This window comes from Eubacterium sp. MSJ-13 (assembly GCF_018918235.1).
In the GTDB taxonomy this organism is placed as follows: Bacteria; Bacillota; Clostridia; order Lachnospirales; family Lachnospiraceae; genus Butyribacter.
Genome location: NZ_JAHLQE010000033.1, coordinates 1 through 8,832, shown reverse-complemented (window position 1 = coordinate 8,832; position 8,832 = coordinate 1). Strand labels below are relative to the sequence as shown.

Sequence of the window (8,832 nt, the reverse complement as noted above, 5' to 3'; positions counted from 1 at the left end):
TCTTTACATTATCTCCAACCATGAGATACTCTTTGTTTTCAACTGAAAGTCTTAACATTCGCATTACCTCCCTGTATTCTCTTTCCGGCAACCTGTCTAAATTCTGTGCTCTGGCTTTTTATTTTTTGTCAGACTGAATTTAAAAAAGCATTTAAGGAAATATTATTTGTAAATTCATAAACCAAAACTGCTATGTCCTTGCCTCGTGAACGAAAATGTAACAGAATGGATATTGTGTTACATTTTCGTGGAATATTTTTTATCTAATGTGATAGTTTTGTTTAAAATAGTTGTGAAAAAGTATAATTTTACCTCGAATAATAAGAAAAATAAGAAATTATTATTACAGAATTATATAATCTGAGATTTTTTACATGGCAAACAGACACAAAACTTAACGCTTCTTATTACAAATTCAGTGTCTTTTTTGTCTTTACCATATTTTATTTTTTAAAATACTATAGATTTACAAGTCCAAAGACCTCATCCCTGTCATCCTGATCTATACCAAGATATCTCGTTGTTATCTTATACGATGAATGATTATATATACTTGTCAAAAGTGCCGGCGATACTCCTTTTTTCCATGCATGATATCCAAAAGTTTTTCTTAATGAATGACTGCTGACTCTATGACCAAGCTGGCATTTCTCTGCTGCATGAGATATTATACGAAACGCCTGAATCCTGCTGATGGGTTTGTTACCTGATTTCTGACCAAGAAAGATAAATCTTTCCATTAATTCAGCCAGATTTATTTTCTTTGCAAATAAATCTTTTAGAAATGAAGCCAATGCCTCTTTCAAATTATTGTTGATAAAAATAGTTGTCTTTTTACCTGTTTTCTGCTCTTTGATATCAATATGGGATTTGAACGACAGCAAACCTTCATTATACACATCTTTCCAACGAAGCTTTAAAATATCAGAAATGCGCAAAGCTGTATTAAGTCCACATATGATAAGGAGCCAGTTTCTCTTATTAGGTTTTACATCACAATAATACTTTTTTATCTTATCAAGTTCCCCAATATCACGAATAGGCTGAGTAGTTTTCATTTCTATAAATCCTTCCTTTCAATATTTTCATATAAATTTCAAAAAAATGCTAAAGTCTTAAATTTAACTGCCGATAAATAAAGTGTAAGAAAAAAAAATGTAACACAATATCCATTGTGTTACATTTTTAATTTTAATTTCATATATAATCGTTCTACAATTAAAAGGCAATAAGCAGTACAACGAATTTATTGCTCTTCTTTCATTTCTTCAATATTAATGACATCGTCAAGAACATAGCAAAAAGACGGTGACGATGAATTTGCATTTTCTTTATACGGAATATTAAGGTTTATCTTATCATCCGTGTCAAATACACTCACACCGGTAAACGGACCCGAAAAAACATCCAGTTTTCCTTCTTCAATTTTTTCTATTGTATCCTCTACCATCTCCTTTGTTCCTTTTGGCACTATTGCTTCATTTATATCAAGAATCCTTACCCAGCCTTTGTCAATCCCTGCCATTGCATCCTGCTTATAAGTACGCCCGTCAATACAGTCTTCTATTTTTTTATCGTGCAGCAATGCATAAACAGACTGTTCAAAATAACTTGAATAATCAACACAGCAGCTAACTAAAGACCTAGTTGGTGCAATATCAGTCATGCTCTGATTATATCCCACATGATATACCGGTATATCCCTTTGAGCATTTTCACATATAGCTGCTGGTCCGACCGTATCTGAATGTTGTGATATGACAACACAGTCCTCATCAGCCAGCTCTTTTGCAGCCTGTTTTTCTACAGAATAGCTTGACCAGGTATTTGTGTATTTCACTGTCATGACAGCCTCAGGCACGACCGACCTGACACCAAGATAAAATGATGTATATCCCGATATTACCTCCGGCAGTGGAAACGCTGCCACATAACCTACCTTTGCCTGCTCCGAAGTAATAATCTTTTGAGCTATCATCTGTTTTATCTTCATTCCTGCTACTTTACCGCATATATATCTTCCCTGATATATTTCGCCAAAGCAATTATGATAATTTGACAAAACCGGCTTTTTATTTGCATTATCTCCTGTCGGCACACAAAACTGTATATCTGGATATTTTTTCGCTTTTGCTTTAACCTCCGGTCCATAACCATAGCTTGCAGCAATGATATAATCACATCCACCGTCTATAAGCTTTTGTAAAGGTTTTTCTAATTGTCCCTCTGCCACATTGTATATCGTGACACATTCTATTTGATCACCATACACCTCCATGACATGATTTCTTGCTTTTATGAAATTATCTGTATAAGGCGTAATCTCATCTCCTACAAATATAAAACCAACCTTAATATGTTTTTCTTCTGTTTTAGTAAACTTATGTATTCCAAACAAACATAAAGTCATAACGATACAGGTTATCAGGCATAATGCATATCTTTTTTTCATTCGTTCAATTCTCCTTTTGATCTTGCATATAAACTTTCTACATCAATGACACCCTCATCGATCAGTGCTAACATTATCTTAACAAGTTTTGGATCAAACTGTGTCCCACTGCAACGCCTTAATTCATCTGTCACATAATCAATATCAAGCTGTTTTCGATATACACGATTCGCAGTCATGGCATCAAATGCATCTGCAATACCGATAATACGTGCCTCAATAGGAATCTCCTCGCCTTTCAGACCGTGACAGTAACCGGTTCCATCATATTTTTCATGATGATACAAAGCTCCGATGTCCACATTATCTATCAATGTAAAATCCTTTAATATCTCAGCCCCCAGAGTTACATGTGTCTTCATTATCTTATACTCTTCATCAGTAAGCTTTGCCGGCTTATTTAAAATTGCATCGGGTATTCCAATTTTCCCTATATCATGTAGCAAAGCCATCTTGCGAAGATTTTCACATCTTTCATCAGAAAAGCCAAGTCTTTTTGCTATTGCAACCGAATATTCCGATACACGATATGAATGTTCACTTGTATTATTATCTTTTGCATCAACGGTGCGTGCGATTGAAAGAATCGTTTCATTACTCATCTTAATCTGTTTCTTTGCATATTCAAGTTCGAGTTTTTGTTTAAGCATTGTTCTCTGCATACAGGTTCTCGTGATAAACCATGTGAGCCATATAAGCACCAATCCCGCTATAACACAGATATAAAGTCTGAACCACCAGTATTGGTACATTTCATTTTCTTTATCAATAATGTATCTTCCAGATTCTATAACATTTCCGTCATAACCATCTAAAATGGATATTTTAAACACATATCTGCCAGTTTTTAAGTCAGTATATGTTATCTTATTAAAATCACTTAACAGGCATACGTGCTCTTTTGTATCATGCCCTTTTAACATAACACTAATATATGGATCTTTCATAGAATAATTCAATATCTCCGGTGCAAATGTAATCTGTCTCGAATCCGCCGACAGTTTTAATGTATCTATACGGTCTATTGCCATCTTTTCACCATCAACTTCAACATAATTCATTATCATACGGTACGAATCATCCACCATATTATCATCTGACATATTTACCTTTACCACACCCGTATCACAGCAAAGATACAGATTATCATTTTCTCTGCACTGCCATGAATTTGCAACCAATGATGTTCTAAATCCATGTTTTGAATTTATCAACAGATAATCTCTTCTCTTGTTTTTAATCAGATCTTCTATCTTTGCCTCATAAATCCCTGCACTGCATAATACCCAGCAGAGTCCACTATTATTACACACTATATCATAATTATTGCTATATGGAAATTTATCAAGACTTTTGACTTTACCATCTTTAGACATATAACAAATGCCGTTACTTGTAACAATAAACACACCACCACAAACCGGCTCGCTGACCATTCTCAGCACAATATCCGATGACAAACCGTCCTTTTTTGTTATCTGTGTCACTTTACCATTTTTATCAATCTTTGTTATTCCAGCACCATCCGAACCGACATAGCAGGCCTTTTTATATTCCAACAGACATAATGACTTTTCATTTAGTATTCCCTGCTCTGAATCCAAAACATTCACAACACTGTCCCCTGATATAACTGCAACACCATAATCTCCGGCTATCATAATCTTACCATCACTACATTCGATTATATTTCTAAAACACATCCCCGGTGCTCCCTGTTTGTCAGTGAAATTTTTAACATTATATCTGCCTTTTTTATTTATCGTAACTTTATATACTCCCATTTCAGTTGTGGCTATCCACAATGCATTTTTGCTGTCTGCCTTCAAGCAGCTTACCCTGACATTCTTAAGCCGTTTTGTAAGTGAATTATTTACTTTTTTTCTTTCTTTAACAGCCACCAGACCGTCATCAGTACCGCAAAATAGTAATCCGTCCCATTTTTCTACAGAATTGACAACTGCCGTCATACCAATATTTTGAAATATCTCCTCAAACGGGGATTTACACATTTTTAGCAGTCCAAGCCTTGATGAACTAAACCATAGATTACCCTGATAATCAACAAGCATACTTTCAATAGAACTGTTAAAATTATTGGTGTCCAGCTTGCGGTAACTACCATTTTTATCCAGAATTGCCACACCTGTATCAGAGCATACAAATATTTTATTATTTTCAGTCTGATAAAAACAATTAACAGATTCAAAACCACCTATCTTAATATCAGCTTTAAGATTTGGTTTCTCTTCTTTCATATCAAATATGTATATTGAACTTCCGGTTGTCCCAATAAATAACTGCCCAGTCTTTGAAAAATAAACTTCATTGCAATCCTTAAATCTGCTGATGCTTTTAGGAGTATTTATAATCTTTCCATCACGAATCCAGAACACTTCTCCTTCTTTAGTTACACCAACAACATTTCCTTTATCATCAGCAGTCATTGACACCACATTTTTTATGTTTTTAAATGTTTTTGTCACCTTGACTCCTCCGCTAAGAGATACTACCGATAATGCCTCTGAAGTTCCAATATAATAATTTCCATGTGAATCACATACAATTTTATTTACTGAATTTGAAAGCAGTCCATTCTGATCGTCCACCACATTAACTGCATCCTCATTTATAAAAATAGTAACACCGTTATCATTAGTTCCTACCCATAATCTTCCCTCTTCATCTACATACAGACAATTTACACTCTTGACGGAACTTATATCCTGAAAACAGACAAACTTCACTCCATCATACTTAAACAGTCCGGCATAAGTACCAATCCACAGCTTTCCATCCTTTGTCTGTGCAATATCATTTGCTTCACCTGACAAAAGCCCCTCTTCCCTTGAATACTGCGTCTGTATATAAGTATTATATTCCGAAGCATATTCTGAGTTTGTTTTTGAAGCATCCCCGGAATTTGTCTGCACCGCAAGTGCTGTGTCAGTTGTTCCACAAAAAGTGCCTGCTGCAACTACACTAACTATGATTATTTTTGTTATGGTTTTAAATCTTTTTCCATTTTTTCTGACATAACGAACAATCTTAATCAATAAATAAATTATCTCCACAGTCAACATCTTATCCATAAACTCTACACAAAATTGCCCAGCAATATAAGAAATAAATTTTGGCAGTCCCTTATCAACGCACAGCAACATAACCTGATTTCCCCAGATATTATTTATCTTCCCACTATACAACACTGCATTTATCATAACCGCCGTAATCGTTGAAAATACGGCAAGTCCCATACCTAAAGTCATCGTCGTAAACTGTTTATCAAAAACTTTCTTTTTTGAATAAAAACCTACAATGATACCTAATAGCCCCCCAACAATACAATAAACCAGCTCCTGTTGAGCAAATATTCCGTAAATGATATTGTTGGTAAATCCGACAAATGCTCCACAGACAGCACCATATAAATATGCGATCAAAAAAGTTCCTATCGAGTCAAGCCACACTGGCAATACTAATTTTACGGCAAATTCCCTGCCTAAAATGTCAACAAACAATGCCGCCACAGTTGCCAAAATTATCATGTATTCTTTTTTATTTTTCATTTGCATATTCTCCTCAGATTAATAAACACATACTGATCTGTATCTTCGATAAATATTACTGCATCCACTATTTATTTTTTGCAAAAGAAATGAGCATCTCCTTTATCCTTTTAAGTTCAGGAATATAATCCTTATTTTCGTCTGCTCCCCATACAAAGCCGTTAGCATAGTATGTGCAGACAGCCATCATAACATGAACCGTTTCACGCATAAATTCTTCAAATGGTATATCAGTTCTAAGTGTATGGTCTTCTTTTGCTTTTTCATACATTTTAATAAATCTTGTATCCGCAGACAGCAGCGAAGCATTAAAACCTTTAAGTTTTTTTCTGTCGACACCTGAATGTGAAACAAAATGATTGAAATTATCATTAAATTGCAAAAGTGCTTTATGATTTATGTACATATCAATAAAACTATCCATCGTAAAAATAAATCTGTCAATAGCAGAAATCCCACCTAATGATGAAATCGGTCTGTTTCTGTCCAGCTCATCAAGATACTCTTTCCACTTTGCAGAATTGACTGCAATAACAAGATCAAGCTTACTCGGATAATGACGAAATACAGTGGCTCTCCCAACACCTGCTGCCTGTGCGATCTTTGCCATACTTGTAACTTCAATTTTTTCTCTTACAAACACATCAAATGCTGCATCTATTATCCTTTTTTCTTCTACTTCTCTCATAAGTTTTCCTTTCCATTGATACTCCTAGTCTTAATAATAATATATGTGCAGAAAAGTTTCAAGTATTAGAACATATTTGAAAAAACATAATTACAACTTATAAATAAAAAACTGCCACATTGCAGATATTATAATGATATTTGCAATGTGACAGTTTTCTATTTTTCTAATTTATACACACTATATTATTGCTTAATTTTTACACAATATAGAACTAAAACTTAAATAATATTTTTTTGATGCACAAAATTTTGTTACTGTCTTACTTTAATGTGCACTTCACGAAGCTGCTGTTCACTTACTTCGTTTGGTGCTCCGCACATAAGATCCTGTGCATTTCCATTCATTGGGAATGGAATTATCTCACGAATATTTTCTTCGTTGCGAAGAAGCATTATCATACGGTCAACTCCCGGTGCCATTCCTGCGTGTGGTGGTGCTCCGAACTGGAACGCATTGTAGAGTGCTCCGAATTTTTCTTTTAAGTCTTCCTCTGTGTAGCCTGCAATCTCAAATGCCTTAACCATTATGTCGAGGTCGTGATTACGGACTGCTCCTGATGAAAGTTCAATACCGTTACATACGATGTCGTACTGGTATGCAAGGATTTCAGATGGTTCTTTCGTATTTAATGCTTCAAGTCCGCCCTGTGGCATTGAGAATGGGTTATGAGTAAAGATATATTTCTTCTCCTCATTGTCATACTCATACATTGGGAAGTCGTTTATATAGCAGAATCTGTAGCTATTCTTCTCTATAAGGTCAAGTCTGTTTCCAAGCTCAGTACGAATCTGTCCTGCATAAAGAGCTGCCTGCGCTTCCCTGTCTGCGATAAAGAAGATTGTATCTCCGGGTGTAAGTCCTGCTATATCAGCAATCTCCTGTTTCATATCATCAGGAATGAATTTGTCGATAGGTCCTTTGTATGATTTATCTTCAAGTACCTCAAGATAACCAAGTCCGCCCATTCCGATAGACTGTGCAAATTTGAGAAGTTTCTCATGCTGTCCCTTTGAAAGTTTTGCATGAACATTTATCGCACGAACTGTCTTTCCATGGAACGGCTTAAATGTGCATCTCTGGAAGAAGTCAGTAACATCAACGATGCGGAGTGGATTTCTAAGGTCAGGCTTGTCTGAACCAAATTCAAGCATTGCCTGTTTGTAGCTGATGATAGGGTATGGTGCCTGTGTAACCTCATATCCTTCAGGTGCAAACTTCTCAAATGCTGCTGTGAGGACTTCCTCTCCAACCTTAAATACATCTTCCTGTGTTGCAAAGCTCATCTCAAAGTCAAGCTGATAGAACTCTCCCGGTGAACGGTCTGCTCTCGCATCCTCATCTCTGAAACAAGGTGCTATCTGGAAATACTTGTCAAAACCTGACACCATAAGAAGCTGCTTGTACTGCTGTGGTGCCTGTGGCAATGCATAGAATTTACCCTTAAATTTGCGTGATGGCACAATATAATCTCTCGCACCCTCTGGTGATGATGCACAAAGGATAGGTGTCTGAATCTCTAAAAATCCCATATCTGTCATCTTCTGACGAAGAAAACTGATAACATTTGATCTGAAAATCATATTGTCACGAACCTTTGCATTTCTAAGGTCAAGATAACGATATTTAAGACGAACATCCTCTCTTGTCTCTTTTGATGTCATAATCTCAAAAGGAAGCTGTCTGTAAACCCTGCCAAGAACCTCTACCTTGTGTGCCTCAAGCTCGATAGTTCCTGTAGGAATCTTTGGATTGTATGTCTCCTCATCTCTGTGCTCTACGACACCTTCAACTGAGATACAATCTTCCTTGCTTATCCCATCGAGGAGTTTTGTGTCACGCATAACAACCTGCATAACACCATACATATCTCTAAGGTCAACAAATGATACACCGCCGTGGTCACGGATATTTTCTACCCATCCGGCAAGTCTTAATGTTTCGCCAACATTGCTCTCACTAATGTCGTTTAATGTTTTGTCACGATAAATATTTCCTACGTTCATTTTTATCCTCCTAAAAAACAGGTCTTTGCAAAACTTACTCTACTCTTTGATGCCTGCACAGAGTCAAGCGGATATTCGCAATCCGCTTTGCTACTTGCTCATAACACTATTAGCTGC

The 8,832-nt window shown here is 35.9% G+C and carries 5 protein-coding genes; all 5 read right to left on the bottom strand.

Annotated elements, in window-relative coordinates; all coding sequences use genetic code 11:
- Positions 1-458: 458 nt before the first annotated feature.
- Positions 459-1,058, bottom strand: coding sequence for a tyrosine-type recombinase/integrase (locus KQI69_RS02160; RefSeq protein WP_216563645.1), 600 nt, complete (start codon positions 1,056-1,058; stop codon positions 459-461).
- Positions 1,059-1,246: 188 nt separating this feature from the next.
- Positions 1,247-2,452: a BMP family ABC transporter substrate-binding protein gene (locus KQI69_RS02155; protein WP_216563644.1), complete on the bottom strand. Its 1,206-nt coding sequence runs from the start codon at positions 2,450-2,452 to the stop codon at positions 1,247-1,249.
- On the bottom strand, positions 2,449-6,021 hold the full coding sequence (locus KQI69_RS02150; RefSeq protein WP_216563643.1) for an HD domain-containing phosphohydrolase: 3,573 nt from the start codon (positions 6,019-6,021) through the stop codon (positions 2,449-2,451). Before KQI69_RS02150 ends, KQI69_RS02155 begins: the two co-directional genes overlap by 4 nt.
- 67 nt (positions 6,022-6,088) lie before the next feature.
- Positions 6,089-6,709, bottom strand: a complete 621-nt coding sequence (locus KQI69_RS02145) for a TetR/AcrR family transcriptional regulator (RefSeq protein ID WP_216563642.1) — start codon at positions 6,707-6,709, stop codon at positions 6,089-6,091.
- A 254-nt stretch (positions 6,710-6,963) separates the two neighbouring features.
- Positions 6,964-8,715 (bottom strand): aspartate--tRNA ligase, encoded by a 1,752-nt coding sequence (aspS, locus tag KQI69_RS02140; RefSeq protein ID WP_216563641.1) that lies wholly within the window; start codon positions 8,713-8,715, stop codon positions 6,964-6,966.
- Positions 8,716-8,832 lie beyond the last annotated feature (117 nt).